Origin of the sequence: Streptomyces sp. G45, from assembly GCF_049542095.1 — a bacterium.
Classification (GTDB): Bacteria; Actinomycetota; Actinomycetes; order Streptomycetales; family Streptomycetaceae; genus Streptomyces.
Window position 1 is genome coordinate 264839 of sequence record NZ_JBMUZU010000002.1, and the last position, 18600, is coordinate 283438.

General features: G+C 74.5%; 3 protein-coding genes. All 3 read right to left on the minus strand.

Features of this window, described 5'->3' with window-relative positions; translation table 11 throughout:
• Window positions 1–20 precede the first annotated feature (20 nt).
• From ACOBQU_RS40020 to ACOBQU_RS40030, 3 genes are read right to left on the minus strand one after another with little or no spacing between them, the layout of a single operon-like run.
• A complete protein-coding gene (locus ACOBQU_RS40020) occupies window positions 21–2618 on the minus strand; it encodes a condensation domain-containing protein (RefSeq protein ID WP_423635457.1) in 2598 nt (865 codons plus the stop codon).
• Window positions 2615–7627: an amino acid adenylation domain-containing protein gene (locus tag ACOBQU_RS40025; protein ID WP_423635610.1), complete on the minus strand. Its 5013-nt coding sequence runs from the start codon at window positions 7625–7627 to the stop codon at window positions 2615–2617. Before ACOBQU_RS40025 ends, ACOBQU_RS40020 begins: the two co-directional genes overlap by 4 nt.
• Complete coding sequence (locus tag ACOBQU_RS40030) at window positions 7624–18579, minus strand: amino acid adenylation domain-containing protein (protein ID WP_423635612.1); 10956 nt, start codon at window positions 18577–18579, stop codon at window positions 7624–7626. Before ACOBQU_RS40030 ends, ACOBQU_RS40025 begins: the two co-directional genes overlap by 4 nt.
• Between the last annotated feature and the right edge of the window lie 21 nt (window positions 18580–18600).

The window sequence follows — 18600 nt, forward strand, 5'->3', positions numbered from 1 at the left end:
GGCGACGAAGCGCTCGGCGGTCAGGCCGGGGCGCCGCCAGTAGCCGCGGGCCAGGCCCGCGCCCGCGATGTACAGCTCCCCGGGCAGGCCGGGGGCGACCGGGCGCAGCGCGCTGTCCAGGACGAGCAGCCGGGTGCCGTCCAGGGGGAGCCGATCGGCATCTCCGAAGGCACGGGCGTGCCCGGGGCGACCTTGTGGTGCAGGGCGAACGTCGTGGTCTCCGTAGGGCCGTAGCCGTCGACGACGGCGATGCCCGGGCAGGCGTCCATGACGCGGCGCACCGCGGCGGCCGGGACGACGTCGCCGCCGGTCCACACCTCGGCGACGCCCGCCAGGTGCTCGGGGCCCTCGTCGGCGACCAGCTGGAACAGGCCGGACGTCAGCCACAGGCCGGTGACGCCGTGCTCGGCGACGACCTTGCCGAGGCCCGGCGCGTCCAGGTTCCCCGCCGGGGCGACCACGGCGGTGCCGCCGCGCAGCAGCGGCACCCACAGCTCGTACGTGGAGGCGTCGAAGGCGTGCGGGGAGTGCACCAGGACCCGCTCGTGCGCGCCGGACGCGAACGACGCGTCGGCGGCCAGTTCGAGCACGGCCCGGTGGGTGACGCCGACGCCCTTGGGCAGGCCCGTGGAGCCGGAGGTGTGCATCACATAGGCGAGCTGGTCGGCGTGCGGCTCCGGCAGCGCCTCCGGGCGCGGGGCGCCACCGGGGGCACCCGGGGCGCCCGCCGCGTCCAAGGCCGCCGACGCGCCCGAGGCCGCCGACGCGCCCAAGGAGCCCGGCACGCCCGCCGCGCCCGCCGCGCCCGCCGCGTCCAAGGCCGCCGACGCCCCCAGATCCTCGTACGAGGACTCAGCGTCATCCACGGCGACCACCGCCACCCCGAGCCCGGCCGCCCGCTCCGCGTTCGCCGCGTCCGTGAGGACGACGGGCGCGCCCGTGCGCTCCACGACCGCCCGCAGTCGCTCCGGAGGGTCGTTGTGGTGCAGCGGCGTGTACGCGCCGCCCGCCTTCAGGGCGCCGAGGATCGCGACGACCAGGTCGGCGGAGCGGTCCATCAGCAGCGCCACCGGGGTCTCGGCGCGCACGCCGAGCGCGACCAGGCGGTGGGCGAGGCGGTCGGAGGCGGCGTCGAGTGTGGCGTAGTCCAGAGCGGTGCCGCCGTGGACGACGGCCGTCGCCCCGGGCGTGCGGGCCGCCTGGGCGCGGAACGCGGCGGGCAGCGAGGTGCCCGCGAGCGCGGCCGGGGCGGCGCCCACGCCCGGCGCCAGGGCCGCGCTCCGCTCGTCGGCGGACAGCGCGTCGAGGCGGCCCGTGGGCAGCCCCGGCTCGGCGGCCAGGGACCTCAGGACCCGCTCCAGGCGGTCCAGGACGGCCTGGGCGACCTCGGCGGACACCAGGTCGGGCTGGTGGTCCAGACGGAGCCTCAGGCCGCCGCGGCCGACGGCGACCAGGGCGAGCGGGTAGTGCGTGGCGTCGCGGTTGCGGGTGCCGAGGACCTTCAGGCCGTCGAAGCCATGGGAGTCGTCGCCCTCGGCGCCGATGTCCAGCGGATAGTTCTCGAACACCATGGTGGTGTCGAAGAGTTCGCCGGTGCCCGCGAGGCGCTGGATGTCGGCGAGGCCGATCTGCTGGTGCGCCTGGAGGCGGGTCTGCTCGTCCTGGACGCGCCGCAGCGTCTCCAGGAGCGGCTCGGCGGGGCGCAGCCGCACCCGCACCGGCACGGTGTTGATGAACAGGCCCACCATCGTCTCGATCCCCGCGACCTCCGGCGGCCGCCCGGACACGGTGGTGCCGAACACCACGTCGTCCCGGCCGGTGAGCCGCCCGAGGACGACCGCCCAGGCGCCCTGCACCAGGGTGTTGAGGGTCAGCCCGCGGGCCCGCGCCAGAGCCGCCAGGTCCTGGTACGCGGCGGAGTCCAGCTCCCGCTCCAGGCGGCCCGGCACCCGCGGCGTGCGCTCGCCCGCGCCCGGCGCCACCAGGGTGGGCCCGTCGAGCCCGTCGAGCACCCCGCGCCAGGCGTCAAGCGCCGCGCCCCGGTCCTGCCGGGCCAGCCAGCCCAGGTAGTCGCGGTAGGGGCGCACCCGGGGCAGGCCGCTGGCGTCGCCCTTGGCCGCGTACAGCGCGAGCAGTTCGCGCACCAGCATGGGCTTGGACCAGCCGTCGAGCAGGATGTGATGGTTCGTCAGGACGAAGCGGTAGCGCTGCCCGCCCAGGCGGATCAGCGTGAACCGCAGCAGCGGCGGGCGGCCCACGTCGAACCGGGTGAGCCGGTCCTCCTCCAGGGCCCGGTCGGCCGCCGCCTGGCGCTCCGCCTGGGGCAGGTGCGTCAGGTCCACCTCGTGCCAGGGCAGCTCCGCGCGGTGCGGGATGAGCTGCACCGGCTGCTTCACCCCGGAGTACCGGAACGCCGCCCGCAGGTTGGCGTGCCGGTCGAGCAGGCCCTGACCGGCGGCGCGCAGCGCCGCCACGTCCAGGTCGCCCTCCAGGTCGATGGCCTGCTGCACCAGGTAGACGTCCGGGGCGCCCTCGTCGTACACGCTGTGGAAGAGCAGGCCCTCCTGTAGCGGCGTCAGGGGCAGGATGTCCTGTAGTCCGGACCGGGTCGCCGTCACAGCGTCCTCCACTCGTCTTCAAGCAGGTCGATTTCGTCTTGGCTGAGCAGGCTCAGCGACACGTCGGACACGGTCAGGCCGCCCGCGTCGGGGCGCTCGGCGTGCGCGACCAGCGCCTCCAGCGCCTTGAACCACAGGTCCGCCAGCTCCCGCACCTCCGCTTCGGAGAGCAGGCCCCGCGCGAACGTCCACGTCGCGTTCAGCTCCGGGCCGCGCGGCCCGTCGTTGGTACGGGCGTTCAGCTCCAGGCCGTGCGCAAGCGGCACCCGCGGGTCGGTGCCGCCGATGCCGGACGCGGTGCCGAGGACCGTCCAGTCCGGCACGGCCGCGCTGCCCGCGTCCTCGGCGTCGGCGGTGGTGAAGCGGCCCAGGTAGTTGAAGCCCACCTGGGGGTGCGGCAGGTCCGCGAACGACTCCCGGGTCTCCGGGTTCAGGTAGCGGACCATGCCGTGGCCCATGCCCTTGTCGGGCACCGCCCGCAGCTGCTCCTTGACGCGCTTGAGGACCTCACCAGCGGCCGGGCCGCCCGCCCACGCGTCACCCGCGTCAAAGGAGCCGCCGTCCACGCGCACCGGGTACAGGTTCGTGAACCAGCCCACGGTGCGCGACAGGTCGGCGTGGTCGACCACGTCCTCCTCACGGCCGTGGCCCTCCAGGTCGAGCAGCACACCGCCGCCCCGCCACGTCGACCAGGCCAGCGCGAACGCGGCCAGCAGCACGTCGTTGACCTCGGCGTGGAACGCCGACGGCACCGTCGTCAGGACCGCCTCCGTGGTCGCCACCGGCAGCGTCACGCTGACGTGCCCGGCCGTGGCGTACGTGTCCTTCGCCGCGTCCAGCGGACGGGCGCCGAGCGCCGCGTCACCGTCGCGCAGCACCGCACGCCACCACGCGGCCTCCGCGGCCCGCACGGGCTTCGCCGCCGCCTCGTTCAGGCGCTCGGCCCAGCGGCGCAGCGACGTGCCCACCGGCTGGAGTTCGGGCGTCCGGCCCGCCGCGACGGCCCGGTGCGCCTCCGCCAGGTCCGGCACGAGCACGCGCCAGGACACGCCGTCCACCACCAGGTGGTGCACCAGGACGAGCAGCACGCCCGCCTGCTCGCGGCCCCGGTCGAACCACACCACCTGCACCAGGGAGCCCGCCGCCGCGTCTAGGCGCTCACGGGCCGCCTCGGTGTGGGCGCGCACCAGCTCCTGCTGCGCCGCCTCGTCCAGGCCCGTGGCGTCCACGCGCAGCACCCGCTCGGCGGCGTCCACCGAGCCGGGCTCACCGATCACCAGGCGGGGCCCGAAGGCGCCGTCGGCGAGGCGGGCGCGCAGCGCGTCGTGGTGGTCCAGGACCGTCTGCACGACCGTCACCAGGTCGTCGTGGCGCAGCGACGCGGGCACCTGCACGAGCCGCGACTGGTTGAACTGCCCGACGGGGCCGCCCTGGTCCAGGAACCAGCGCACGATCGGCGTGAGCGGCACCTCGCCCACCCCGGCGCCCGGCTCCTCCACGGCACCGGCACCGGCCTCGGTGACGGTCTCCGCGAGCGCCGCCGCCGTCCGCTGCTCGAACACGTCCCGCACGGACAGTTCGAGACCGGCCCGGCGGGCCCGGCTGACGAGCTGGATCGCCATGATGCTGTCGCCGCCCAGGTCGAAGAACCCGTCGTCGACCCCCACCTCGGCGAGCCCCAGGACGTCCGCGAACAGGCCCACCAGGGTCTTCTCGCGCTCCGTGCGCGGCCCGCGCCCGGCGGACGCCGTCCCGTAGTCCGGGGCGGGCAGCGCCCGCCGGTCCAGCTTGCCGTTGAGCGTCAGCGGCAGCTCGTCGAGGACCACCACCGCCGACGGCACCATGTACTCCGGCAGCGACGCCGCCACGTGCGAGCGCAGCTCCTCGCGGTCCACCAGCGCGCCCGCGGCGGCCACGACGTAGCCGACGAGCCGCTTGTCGCCCGGCCGGTCCTCGCGCAGCACCACCGCGGCCTGCGCCACCTCGGCGCGCGCGGCGAGCACCGCCTCGACCTCGCCCAGCTCGATGCGGAAGCCGCGCAGCTTCACCTGGTCGTCGACGCGCCCCACGAACTCAAGGCGCCCGTCCGCCCGCCAGCGCACCACGTCACCCGTGCGGTACATGCGCCCGCCGTCGCCCCCGAACGGGTCGGCGACGAACCGCTGCGCCGTCAGGCCCCGGCGGCCCGCGTAGCCGCGCGCCACACCCGCACCGGCGATGTACAGCTCACCGCTGACACCCGGCGCGACCGGCCGCAGCCGCTCGTCCAGGACGTACACCCGGGTGTTCCACAGCGGACGGCCGATCGGCACCACCGTCTCCGGCAGCGTCTCGTGCGCCCGCATCTGATTGACGGTGGAGAACACCGTCGTCTCCGTAGGACCGTACTCGTTGGCCACCACCGTGTCGGGGCAGGCCTCCAGGACCCGGCGGACCGCGACCGGCGACACCACGTCACCACCGGCCCAGATCTCCCGCACTCCGGAGAACGCCTCCGGCCGCTCCTCGGCGAGCACCCGGAACAGACCGGCGCTGACGAACAGGCCCGTCACCCGCTGCTCGGCGATGACCGCCGCCAGGTCGGCCGCGTCCAGGCGGCCCGCCGGGGCGACCACGACCCGGCCGCCGGTCAGCAGCGGCGTCCACATCTCGAAGGTGGACGCGTCGAACGCGTACGGCGAGTGCATCAGGACCCGCTCGTGGTGGCCGCCCGTCCAGTACCGGTCGGCCGCCAGGTGCACCACGTTGCGGTGGGTGTTGCCCACGCCCTTCGGAGTGCCCGTCGAACCGGACGTGTACATCGTGTACGCCAGCTGCTCGGGGTGCGTGACCACGTCCGGCGCCGACGCCGGGTACGCCGACAGGTCCAGGGCCGCGCCGACGCGCACCACCGGCGCGGCCACCGCGAAGCCGACCGCGTCGGGCTCCCGGTCGGTGAGCAGCGCCACCGCCTCGGTGTCGGCGAGGATGAACTCCGAGCGGCTCGCGGGCTGGTTCGGGTCGATCGGCACATAGGCGCCGCCCGCCTTCAGGATCGCGAGCGTCGACACCACCAGGTCGGCGGTCCGCTCCTGGAGGACGGCGACCCGGCTCTCCGGCCGCACGCCGAGCCCGATCAGATGGTGCGCGAGCCGGTTGGCGCGCGCGTCCAGCTCCGCGTACGACAGCTCGGTACCGCCCGCGACGAGCGCGACCGCGTCCGGCGTGCGGGCCGCCCACTCCTCGAACAGGGCCTGGATGGAGCCCGCCGAAGCGAGGTCGGACGCCGTGTCGTTCCAGTCGGCGAGCATCCGCCGCCGCTCGCCGTCCGACAGCACCTCGACGGCGCTGACGCGCTGCTCCGGGTCGTCGGCCATCGCCTCAAGGACCCGCACGAACCGCTCGGCGAGCGACTCGGCGGTCGCCCGGTCGAACAGGTCCGTGCTGTAGTCCAGGGCGCAGCTCACCCCGTCCGGAGCGCCCGACGCGTCGACGCGCTCGGCGATCTCGAAGGACAGGTCGAACTTCGCCGACGGCGCGCCCAGCGGACGCCCCGTCACCGTCAGGCCGGGCAGCTCCGCGAGCGCCCCGCCGCCCGTGGAGCGGCTGGCGTTGTCGTAGCTCAGCATCGTCTGGAACAGCGGGTGCCGGGCCAGCGACCGCTCCGGGCTGACCAGGTCCACCAGGCGCTCGAACGGCAGGTCCTGGTGCGCGTACGCCCCCAGGTCCGCCTCCCGCACCCGGCCGATCAGCTCCGTGAACGTCGGGTCGCCGGACGTGTCGGTGCGCAGGACGAGGGTGTTCACGAAGAACCCGACGAGGTCGTCGAGCGCGTCGTCGCCACGGCCCGCGATCGGCGTGCCCAGCGGGATGTCCGTGCCCGCGCCGAGCCGCGTCAGCAGCGTCGCCAGGCCCGCCTGGAGCACCATGAACGGGCTGGCCTGCGTCTCCCGGGCGAGCCGCAGCAGCCGCTGGTGCACATCCGCCGGGATCGCGAACGGCACCCGGTCACCCGCGTACGACGGCTCCGAGCCGCGCGGCCGGTCCACGGGCAGCTCCAGCTCCTCCGGAAGCCCGGCCAGGGCCTGCTCCCAGTACTCGAGCTGACGCGCCGCCTCGCTGCCGGAGTTCTCCTCGTCGCCGAGGGTCTCGCGCTGCCAGACGCTGTAGTCGGCGTACTGCACCGGCAGCGGCGCCCACGCCGGGGCCTCTCCCTGGACGCGCGCCGCGTACGCCGCCGTCAGATCGCGCACCAGGAGGGTGCGGGACCAGGCGTCGCTGGCGATGTGGTGCGTCAGGAGCAGCAGGGCGTACCGGTCGGGCTCGTCGTCGCTCTGGTCGAACAGCCAGGCCCGCAGCGGGATCTCCGACTCCAGGTCGAAGACGTAGCCCGCCGCGCGGCGCAGCCTCCGGTCGACGTCGGCCGCCGCCACCTTCTCCACAACCAGCTCGGGCCGCGCCCGCTCCGCCTCCAGGACCACCTGGAACGCGGCGCCGTCCGCGCCCTGCGCGAACACCGTGCGCAGGCTCTCGTGCCGCGCCGCCACGTCGGCGAGCGCCGCCCGCAGCGCCTCGGCGTCCACCGGGCCCGTCAGGTCGAGGGAGACCGGCACGTTGTACGCGTCGCTCGGACCCTCCAGCTCCTTCAGGAACCACAGCCGCTGCTGCCCGTGCGACAGCGGCACCCGCGCGGGCCGCACCACCGGCACCACACCGCCGCGCGCCCGCGCCGCCCCGTCCAGGGCGCCGCCCAGGCGCGCCACCGTGGGCGCCTCGAACAGCTGCCGCACCGCCAGCTCGACACCGAGCACCGTGCGGACGCGGCTGACGAGCTTGGTGGCGAGCAGGGAGTGCCCGCCGAGGGCGAAGAAGTCGTCGTCGATGGAGACGGACTCCAGGCCCAGGACCTCCGCGAACAGGCCGCACAGGATCTCTTCGCGCGGCGAGCGCGGGGCGCGACCGGTGGCGGTGTCGGTGCTGTAGTCGGGCGCGGGCAGGGCGCGCCGGTTCAGCTTGCCGTTGGCGGTCAGGGGAAGGCGGCCATTGTCACGAACGCCGACGGCACCATGTAGTCGGGCAGTTGGGCCGCCACGTGCTCGCGCAGGGCGGCCGTGGTGGGCGCCCCCTGCTCGGCCGGGATGACGTAGCCGACGAGGCGCTTGTCGCCGGGGCGGTCCTCGCGGACGAGGACGGCGGCCTGCGTGACGCCGTCGTGCCCGGCGATCACGGACTCGATCTCGCCCAGCTCGATGCGGAAGCCGCGCAGCTTGACCTGGTCGTCGACGCGGGCCAGGTACTCCAGGTCACCGCTGGCGTTCCAGCGCGCCAGGTCGCCCGTGCGGTACATCCGCGAGCCGTTCGACGCGAACGGATCGGCGACGAACCGCTCGGCGGTGAGCGCGTGGCGGCCGTGGTAGCCGCGTACGACGCCGTCACCGGCGATGTACAGCTCACCGGGCACCCCGGCCGGGACGGGCCGCAACTGGGCGTCCAGGACGTAGACCTGGGTGTTGGCGATGGGCTTGCCGATGCGCGGGGCACTGGCGGAGGCCGCGTCGATCCGCGACGCCGTGGACCAGATGGTGGTCTCGGTCGGCCCGTAGAGGTTGGTGACGGAGGCGGCGCGGGCGACGAGTTCCTTGGCGAGGTCGGCGGGCAGGGCCTCGCCGCCCACCAGGACCCGCAGCCCGGCCAGCTCCGCGCCCTCGGCGAGCAGGGCGCGCCAGAGGCTCGGGGTGGCCTGCATGACCGAGGCGCCGCAGGACGTCAGCAGCGCGGAGAGGGCCTGCGGGTCGCGGACGGTCTCGCGCTCGGCGAGGACCACGGTGGCGCCGTTGAGCAGCGGGGTGAACAGCTCAAGCCCGGCGATGTCGAAGCCGACCGTGGTCACCGCCAGCAGCCGGTCCCCGGCGGCCAGGTGGAAGCGGTTCTGCATGGCGGTCAGGAAGTTGACCAGCGGACCGCCGGGTACGACGACGCCCTTGGGGCGGCCCGTGGAACCGGAGGTGTAGATGACGTACGCCGACCGGCGCGGGTCGCCCGGGACCCGGACGCCGCCGGTCACGCTCGCGTCCGCCAGCGCCGCCGCCACCTCCGGGTCGTCCAGGAGGACGCTCGGCACGTCGGTCTCCGGCAGCTCGGCGCTCAGCTCGGCCGACGTCACCACCAGGACGGGTGCGGCGTCCTGGAGCATGTAGGCGAGCCGGTCGGCCGGGTACTCGGTGTCCAGCGGCAGGTAGGCAGCGCCGGACTTGAGGACCGCGAGCAGGGCGACCATCAGCTCCGCCGTGCGCGGCAGGGCCACCGCGACGAACCGCTCGGGGGCGGCGCCCCGGTCGGCAAGGAGCCGGGCGAGCCGGTCGGCGCGGGCGTTCAGCTCCGCGTACGACAGCTCGGTACCGCCCGCGACGAGCGCGACCGCGTCCGGCGTGCGGGCCGCCTGCTGCTCGAACAGCTCGACGGCCGACTCCGAAGGCACCGTGCACGCGGTGTCGTTCCAGATCTCCAGGATGCGGCCCCGCTCGGCCGGTTCGAGGAGTTCCGCGCGGCCGATCGGCTCGTCGGGTGCGCTGACCATGGCCGTCAGGACGCGCAGGAAGCGGCGGCCCAGGCCCTCGACCGTGGCCCGGTCGAACAGGTCGGTGCTGTACTCCAGGACACCCCGCAGCGCGCCGGGACCGTCCGCCGTCCCGCGCCGCTCGGCGAAGGCGAAGGACAGGTCGAACTTGCCGACGCCGGTGTCCGTCGCCGCCCGCTCGACCGCCAGGCCGGGCAGCTGGGCGACGGTCTCGTCGGTGTCCGCCGCGCCCGTGTTGTTGAGGGTGAGCAGCACCTGGAAGAGGGGGTGCCGGGACAGGGACCGCTCCGGGTTCAGGACCTCCACCAGGCGCTCGAAGGGCAGGTCCTGGTGGGCGTACGCGGCGAGGTCCGTCTCGCGGACGCGCTCGATCAGCGCGCGCGCCGTCGGGTCGCCGGACGTGTCGGTGCGCAGCACCAGGGTGTTGATGAACACGCCGATGAGATCGTCGAGGGCGTCGTCGGTGCGGCCCGCGATGGGCGTGCCCAGCGGGATGTCCGTGCCCGCGCCCAGCCGCGTGAGCAGGGACGCCAGCGCCGCCTGGAGCACCATGAACGGGCTGGCCTGCGTCTCCCGGGCGAGCGCCGTGACCCGCTCGTACAGGTCCGCCGGGACCTCGAACGGGATGCGGTCGCCACGGTAGGAGGCGACGGCGGGCCGCGGCCGGTCGGTGGGCAGCTCCAGCTGGTCGGGCAGGTCCGCGAGGGCCTGCTTCCAGTAGCCGAGCTGACGCGCGATCTCACTGTCGGGGTCGTCCTCGGAGCCGAGGACGTCACGCTGCCACAGGCTGTAGTCGGCGTACTGCACCGGCAGCGGCTGCCAGGCCGGGGCCTCGCCCCGCACGCGGGCGGTGTAGGCGGCGGCCAGGTCGCGGGCCAGCGGGCCGCGCGACCAGGCGTCGCTCACGATGTGGTGCAGCAGGAGCAGCAGGACGTGCTCCTCGTCGCCCACCGCGAACAGCGTGGCCCGCAGCGGCGCCTCCACCGACAGGTCGAAGCCCCGCCGGGCGGCGGCGCGCAGCCGCTCGTCGACGTCCTCCGGGGACACCTCCACCACAGCCAGCTCGGGCACGGCGTCCGCCGCGTCCCGGACCACCTGGTACGAGCCGTCCGCGTCCTCGGCGAACACCGTCCGCAGGCTCTCGTGCCGGGCCGTGAGGTCCCCGAGCGCCGCCCGCAGCGCCTCCCGGTCCAGCGGACCGGTCAGCCGGATCGACACCGGGACGTTGTAGGTGGCGCTGGGGCCCTCGAACTGGTTGAGGAACCACAGGCGCTGCTGCGCGTACGACAGCGGGATCCGCGCGGGGCGCTCCCCGGCCGTCAGCTCGCGCCGGGCCGCACCGGCGCCGTCGAGCGCGGCCGACAGGCCCGCCACGGTCGGCGTACGGAACAGCTGACGGACCGGCAGCTCGGCGTCGAGCACGGACCGGACGCGGCTGACGAGCTTGGTGGCCAGCAGCGAGTGCCCGCCCAGCGCGAAGAAGTCGTCGTCGATCGTGACCGAGCCGAGGCCCAGGACGTCGGCGAACAGGCCGCACAGGATCTCCTCGCGCGGCGAGCGCGGCGCGCGCCCGGCGGCGGTGTCCGTGCCGTAGTCGGGCGCGGGCAGGGCACGCCGGTCGAGCTTGCCGTTGGGGGTCAGCGGCAGCTCGTCGAGGACGACGAACGCCGACGGGACCATGTACTCGGGCAGCCGCTCGGCGGCGTGCTCGCGTGCCCCGTCCGCGCTGTCGGCGACCAGGTAGGCGACGAGGCGCTTGTCGCCGGGCTGGTCCTCGCGGACGACCACGGCGGCCTGGTCGACGCCGTCGTACGAGGCGATGACGGACTGGATCTCGCCGAGTTCGATGCGGAAGCCGCGGAGTTTGACCTGGTCGTCGACGCGTCCGGCGTAGACGAGCTGGCCGTCGGCGTTCCAGCGGGCCAGGTCGCCGGTGCGGTACATGCGGGCGCCGGGTGCCCCGTGGGGGTCGGCGATGAACCGCTCGGCGGTCAGGCCGGGGCGCTGCCAGTAGCCGCGCGCCAGGACCGTGCCCGCGATGTACAGCTCGCCGGTCACGCCCACGGGTACGGGCCGAAGCTGGGCGTCCAGGACATACGCCCGGGTGTTCCAGAACGGGCGGCCGATCGGCACCGCGCCCGGCTGGACGGGGGTGCCCGGAGCCAGGTGGAAGTCGGTGCAGTTGACGGTCGCCTCGGTGGGGCCGTACGCGTTGACGACGTTGACATCCGGGTGCTGGGCGCGCCAGCGGTCCAGGACTTCGCCGAGCAGGGCCTCGCCGCCGGTGATGAGGGTGCCCGAGGGGGAGACCTCCTGGGGGAGGGCGTCGAGCATCGCCAGGTGGGAGGGGGTGACCTTCATGAAGGTCGGCTGGCCGCTGGCGGCGGCGTTCTCGTCCAGCTCCGTCAGGACCACCCGGCCACCCGAGACGAGCGGGGTGTACAGGGCGGTGACGGTCAGGTCGAAGGCCACCGAGGAGTGCAGCAGGGCGGTGCCCGACGCGTCGGGGTAGACCTGGCGGGCGCGCTCCAAGTAGGCGCCGACAGAGGCGTGCTCGACGACGACGCCCTTGGGGCGGCCCGTCGAACCGGACGTGTAGATCACGTACACCGGGTGGTGCAGGGACAGCGGCGCCAGGCGGTCGGCGTCCGTCACCGGAGCGTCGGACAGATCGGCCGCCTCTCCGTAGACGGGGCTGTCGATGACGAGGACCGGGCGGGCGTCTTCGTGGATGTAGGCGATGCGCTCGGCCGGGTACTCCGGGTCGATCGGCACGTACGCGCCGCCGGACTTGGCGACGGCGAGGAGGGTGACGATCAGCTCCACGGAACGCGGCAGCTGCACGGCCACGAACCGCTCGGGGCCCACGCCCTGGGCGATGAGCCAGCGGGCGACCTGGTTGGCGCGCGCCTCCACCTCGGCGTACGTGAGGGACTGGTCGTCGGCCTCGACGGCGACCGCGTCCGGGGTGCGGGCGGCCTGCTCGGCGAAGAGCTGCGGCAGGGAGACCTCCCGCACCTCCCGCGCGGTGTCGATCCACTCCCCGAGAATCCGGGACCGCTCCTCGTCCGCGAGGACGTCCACCGCACCGACCCGCACCTGCGGGTCGGCCGTGACCGTCTCCAGGACCTTGATCAGCCGCGCCACCAGCGCCTCGGCCGTCGCGCGGTCGAACAGGTCGGTGGAGAAGTCCAGCGCGCCGCTCAGCAGGGCGTCGCCGTCCGCACGGGACGCGCGCGTCTCGGCGAAGCGGAACGACAGATCGAACTTCGCCGCGCCCACGTCCACCGACTGGCCCGACACCGCGAGCCCCGGCAGCGAGGCGACGGCCTCCGCCGCGCCCTGGTCGGTGTTGTTGAAGGTCAGCAGGGTCTGGAACAGCGGGTGCCGGGACAGCGACCGCTCCGGGTTGACGACCTCCACCAGACGCTCGAACGGCAGGTCCTGGTGCGCGTACGCCCCCAGGTCCGCCTCCCGCACCCGGGCGACCAGCTCGGCGAACGTCGGGTCGCCGGACGTGTCCGTGCGCAGCACGAGCGTGTTGACGAAGAAGCCGATCAGGCCGTCGAGGGCGTCGTCCGTGCGGCCCGCGATGGGCGTGCCCAGCGGGATGTCCGTGCCCGCGCCCAGCCGGGTGAGCAGCGTCGCGAGCGCGGCCTGGAGCACCATGAACGGGCTGGCCTGCGCCTCCCGGGCGAGCCCGAGCAACCGCTCGTGGACGGCCGCCGGGACCTCGAACTCGACCCGGTCGCCCTGGTAGGAGGCGACCGCCGGGCGCGGCCGGTCGGCGGGCAGCGCCAGCTCCTCCGGAAGACCGGCCAGGGTCTGCCGCCAGTAGCCGAGCTGGCGCGCGATCTCGCTGTCGGCGTCGTCCTCGGAGCCGAGGACGTCGTGCTGCCAGAGGCTGTAGTCGGCGTACTGCACGGGCAGCGGCTGCCAGGCCGGGGCCTCACCTTGGACGCGCGCCGCGTACGCGGCGGTCAGGTCGCGGGCCAGCGGGCCCATCGACCAGGCGTCGCCCGCGATGTGGTGCGCGACCACGAGCAGCGCGTACTCGTCGCCGCCCAGCTCGAACAGCCAGGCGCGCAGCGGCAGATCGGCCCGCAGGTCGAACGCGGTCCGCGCGGCGCGGCTCAGCTCGGCGCCGAGCCCCGCCTCGTCGGTGGCGACCACCGTCAGCTCGGGGCGGGCCCGGTCGGCGTCCAGGATCACCTGGTACGGGCCGTCCGCGTCCTCCGCGAACACCGTGCGCAGCGACTCGTGCCGCGCCACGACGTCCGCGACGGCCTGCTCCATCGCCGCCCGGTCGAGCGCGCCGGACAGGCGCAGCGCGACGGGGATGTTGTACGCGGCGCTGGGGCCCTCGAACTCGTGCAGGAACCACAGGCGGCGCTGCGCGAGCGACAGCGGCAGCCGCGCCGGACGCGGCGACACGGCCCGCACGGCCGCACGGGCCGCGCCCGCCCCGTCCAGGGCGCCGCTCAGGCGCGCCACGGTGGGCGCTTCGAAGAGACGGCGTACGGGAAGCTCGACGCTCAGCGCCGAACGGACGCGGCTGACGAGCTTGGTGGCGAGCAGGGAGTGGCCGCCGAGGGTGAAGAAGTCGTCGTCGATGGAGACGGACTCCAGGCCCAGGACTTCGGCGAACAGGCCGCAGAGGATCTCTTCACGGGGCGAGCGCGGCGCACGGCCGACGGCGGTGTCGGTGCTGTAGTCGGGTGCGGGCAGGGCGCGCCGGTTGAGCTTGCCGTTGGCGGTCAGGGGGAAGACGTCCATGGTCACGAACGCCGACGGCACCATGTAGTCCGGCAGTTGGGCGCCCACGTGCTGCCGCAGCTCCGCCGCGCCGACGGCGGTGCCCTCGGCCGGGATGACGTAGCCGACGAGGCGCTTGTCGCCGGGGCGGTCCTCGCGGACGAGGACGGCGGCCTGGGCGACGCCGGTGTGGGACGCGATGACGGACTCGATCTCGCCCAGCTCGATGCGGAAGCCGCGCAGCTTGACCTGGTCGTCGACACGGGCCAGGTACTCCAGGTCACCGCTGGCGTTCCAGCGCGCCAGGTCGCCGGTGCGGTACATCCGGGAGCCCGGAGTGCCGTAGGGGTTGGCGGTGAACCGCTCGGCGGTGAGGGCGTGGCGGCCGTGGTAGCCGCGTACGACGCCGTCACCGGCGATGTACAGCTCACCGGGGACTCCGGCCGGGACGGGCCGCAACTGGGCGTCCAGGACGTAGACCTGGGTGTTGGCGATGGGCTTGCCGATGCGCGGGGCGCTGGCGGAGGCCGCGTCGATCCGCGACGCCGTGGACCAGATGGTGGTCTCGGTCGGCCCGTAGAGGTTGGTGACGGAGGCGGCCTGGGCGACGAGTTCCTTGGCCAGGTCCGCGGGCAGGGCCTCGCCGCCGACGAGCACGCGCAGCCCGGCCAGGGAGACGCCCTCCGCGAGGACGGCACGCCACAGACTCGGGGTGGCCTGCATGACCGAGGCGCCGCAGGACGTCAGCAGCGCGGAGAGGGCCTGCGGGTCGCGGACGGTCTCGCGCTCGGCGAGGACGACGGTGGCGCCGTTGAGCAGGGGCACGAAGAGTTCCAGCCCGGCGATGTCGAAGCCGACCGTGGTCACCGCCAGCAGCCGGTCCCCGGCGGTGAGCTGGAAGCGGTTCTGCATGGCGGTCAGGAAGTTGACCAGTGGGCCGCCGGGTACGACGACGCCCTTGGGGCGGCCGGTGGAACCGGAGGTGTAGATGACGTACGCCGACCGGCGCGGGTCGCCCGGCACTCCCGGGCCACCCGTCACGCTCGCGTCCGCCAGCGCCGCCGCCACCTCCGGGTCGTCAAGGAGCAGCCGGGGCGTGGGGTCGTCCGGCAGCAGCGCGGCGGACGCGGTGCCGGTGAGCGTGAGCGCGGGTGTGGCGTCCTGGAGCATGTAGGCGAGCCGGTCGGCCGGGTACTCGGTGTCCAGCGGCAGGTAGGCAGCGCCGGACTTGAGGACGGCCAGGAGCGCGACCATCAGGTCGGCGGACCTCGGCAGCGCGACGGCCACGAACCGCTCGGGGGCGGCGCCCCGGTCGGCCAGGAGGCGGGCGAGCCGGTCGGCGCAGGCGTTCAGCTCCCCGTACGACAGCTCCACGTCACCGGCGACGAGCGCGACCGCGTCCGGAGTACGCGCCGCCTGCCGCTCGAACAGCTCGACGGCCGACTCCGAAGGCACCGTGCACGCGGTGTCGTTCCAGATCTCCAGGATGCGGCCCCGCTCGGCCGGTTCGAGGAGTTCGATGGTGCCGACCGGGCGGCCCGGTTCGGCGACCGCGGCGCGCAGCAGCTTCACCAGGCGGTCGGCCAGGGACTGCGCGGTGGCCCGGTCGAACAGGTCGGTGCTGTACTCCAGGACACCGCCGAGGCCGTCCGCCGCGCCGCCCTCGCCGTGGTTCTCGGCGAAGCCGAAGGCCAGGTCGAACTTGGCCACGGACACGTCGACCGTCTCGCGCGCCGCCGACAGGCCGGGCAGCGCGTCCAGGGACTCCAGGGCGCCCCGGTAGTCGGTGTTGTTGAAGGTCAGCAGCACCTGGAACAGGGGGTGCCGGGCGAGGGACCGCTCCGGGTTCAGGACCTCCACCAGGCGCTCGAAGGGCAGGTCCTGGTGGGCGTACGCCGACAGGTTGCCGGACCGCACGCGCTCGACGAGGTCGCGGAAGGTCGGGTCGCCCGAGGTGTCCGTGCGCAGCACCAGCGTGTTCAGGAACAGGCCGATGAGATCGTCGAGGGCGTCGTCGGTGCGGCCCGCGATGGGCGTGCCCAGGGGGATGTCGGTGCCCGCGCCGAGGCGCGTCAGGAGGGCCGCGAGACCCGCCTGGAGCACCATGAACGGGCTCGACTGCGTCTCCAGGGCGAGCGCGGAGATCCCCTCGTACAGGTCGGCGGGGACCTCGAAGGCGATGCGGTCGCCACGGTAGGACGCGGTGGCGGGACGCGGCCGGTCGGTGGGGAGTTCGAGCTGGTCGGGCAGGTCCGCGAGGGTCTGCCGCCAGTAGGTGAGCTGGCGGGAGATCTCGCTGTCGGGGTCGTCCTCGGAGCCGAGGACGTCACGCTGCCAGAGGCTGTAGTCGGCGTACTGCACGGGCAGCGGCTGCCAGGCCGGGGCCTCGCCCCGCACACGGGCCGCGTACGCGGTGGCCAGGTCGCGGGCCAGCGGGCCGCGCGACCAGGCGTCGCTCACGATGTGGTGCGTCAAGACCAGCAGGACGTGGCTGTCCCGTGAGAGCGCGAAGAGCCGTGCCCGGAACGGGATCTCGGTGGCCAGGTCGAACGCCTCGCCCGCCGCCTCGGCCAGCGCCGCGTCCAGGTGCTCCCGCTCGGTCTCCACGACCGGCAGCTCCGGACGGGACTCCGCCACGGGCAGCACGATCTGGCGCGGCCCCTGCGCGTCCTCCGCGAAGACCGTGCGCAGGCTCTCGTGCCGGGCGACGAGGTCGGCGATCGCCTCGCCGAGCGCCGCGCGGTCCAGCGGACCGTCGAGGCGCAGCGCGACCGGCGCGTTGTAGGTGGCGCTGGGGCCCTCGAACTGGTTGAGGAACCACAGGCGCTGCTGCGCGTACGACAGCGGAATCCGCTCCGGGCGCTCCCCGGCCGTCAGCTCGCGCCGGGCCGCCGCCGCGCCCTCAAGCGTCGCGGCCAGGCCCGCGACCGTCGGCGTCTGGAACAGCTGCCGCAGCGGAAGCTCGGCACCCAGTTCCGTACGGACGCGGCTGACGAGCTTGGTGGCCAGCAGCGAGTGCCCGCCCAGCGCGAAGAAGTCGTCGTCGATGGAGACGGCACTCGACACGGGGTCCAGGCCCAGGACTTCCGCGAACAGGCCGCACAGGACCTCCTCGCGGGCGTCGCGCGGCGCCCGGCCCGCCTCCCGCGAACCGTAGTCGGGCGCGGGCAGGGCACGGCGGTCGAGCTTGCCGTTGGGGGTCAGCGGCAGCTCGTCGAGGACGACGAACGCCGACGGGACCATGTACTCGGGCAGCCGGTCGGCGGCGTGCTCGCGCACCCCGTCCGCGCTGTCGGTGACGAGGTAGGCGACGAGGCGCTTGTCGCCGGGCTGGTCCTCGCGGACGACCACGGCGGCCTGGTCGACGCCGTCGTACGAGGCGATGACGGACTGGATCTCGCCCAGCTCGATGCGGAAGCCGCGGAGTTTGACCTGGTCGTCGACGCGTCCGGCGTAGACGAGCTGGCCGTCGGCGTTCCAGCGGGCCAGGTCGCCCGTGCGGTACATACGGGCGCCCGGGGTGCCGTGGGGGTCGGCGATGAACCGCTCGGCGGTCAGGCCGGGGCGCTGCCAGTAGCCGCGCGCGAGCACGGTGCCCGCGATGTACAGCTCACCCGTCACGCCCACGGGTACGGGCCGCAGCTGGGCGTCCAGGACATACGCCCGGGTGTTCCAGAACGGGCGCCCGATCGGCACCGCGCCCGAGCCCACCTCCGTACCGGCGGGGATGACGAAGTCGGTGCAGTTGACCGTGGCTTCGGTGGGCCCGTACGCGTTGATGACCCGCACGTCCGGGTGCTGGGCGCGCCAGCGGTCCAGGACGTCGCCGAGGAGGGCTTCACCGCCGGTGATGAGGGTGCCGGAAGGAGACACGTCACGCGGCAGGGCGTCCAGCATCGCGAGGTGGGAGGGGGTGACCTTCATGAAGGTCGGCTGGCCGCTGGCGGCGGCGTGCTCGTCCAGCTCGGTCAGCACGACCCGGCCGCCGGACACCAGCGGCGTGTACAGGGCGGTGACGGTCAGGTCGAAGGCCACCGACGAGTGCAGCAGCGCCGTACCGGAGGCGTCCGGGTACACGTGCCGCGCCCGCTCCAGGTACGCGCCCACCGACGCGTGCTCGACGACGACGCCCTTGGGGCGGCCCGTCGAACCCGAGGTGTAGATCACGTACACCGGGTGGTTGAGCGACAGCGGGGCCAGGCGGTCGGCGTCCGTGACGGGCGCGTCGGACAGGGCGTCCGCCTGCGCGAGCACCGACGTGTCGTCGATGACCAGGACCGGGCGGGCGTCTTCGTGGATGTAGGCGATGCGCTCGGCCGGGTACTCCGGGTCGATCGGCACGTACGCGCCGCCGGACTTGGCGACGGCGAGGAGGGTGACGATCAGCTCCACGGAACGCGGCAGCTGCACGGCCACGAACCGCTCCGGGCCGACGCCCTGAGCGATGAGCCAGCGGGCGATCTGGTTGGCGCGCGCCTCGACCTCGGCGTACGTCAGGGACTGACCGTCGGCCTCGACGGCGACCGCGTCCGGCGTACGCGCGGCCTGCTCCGCGAAGAGCTGCGGGAGCGATACGGCACGCACCTCCCGCGCGGTGTCGATCCACTCCCCGAGAATCCGGGACCGCTCCTCGTCCGCGAGGACGTCCACCGAACCGACCCGCACCTGCGG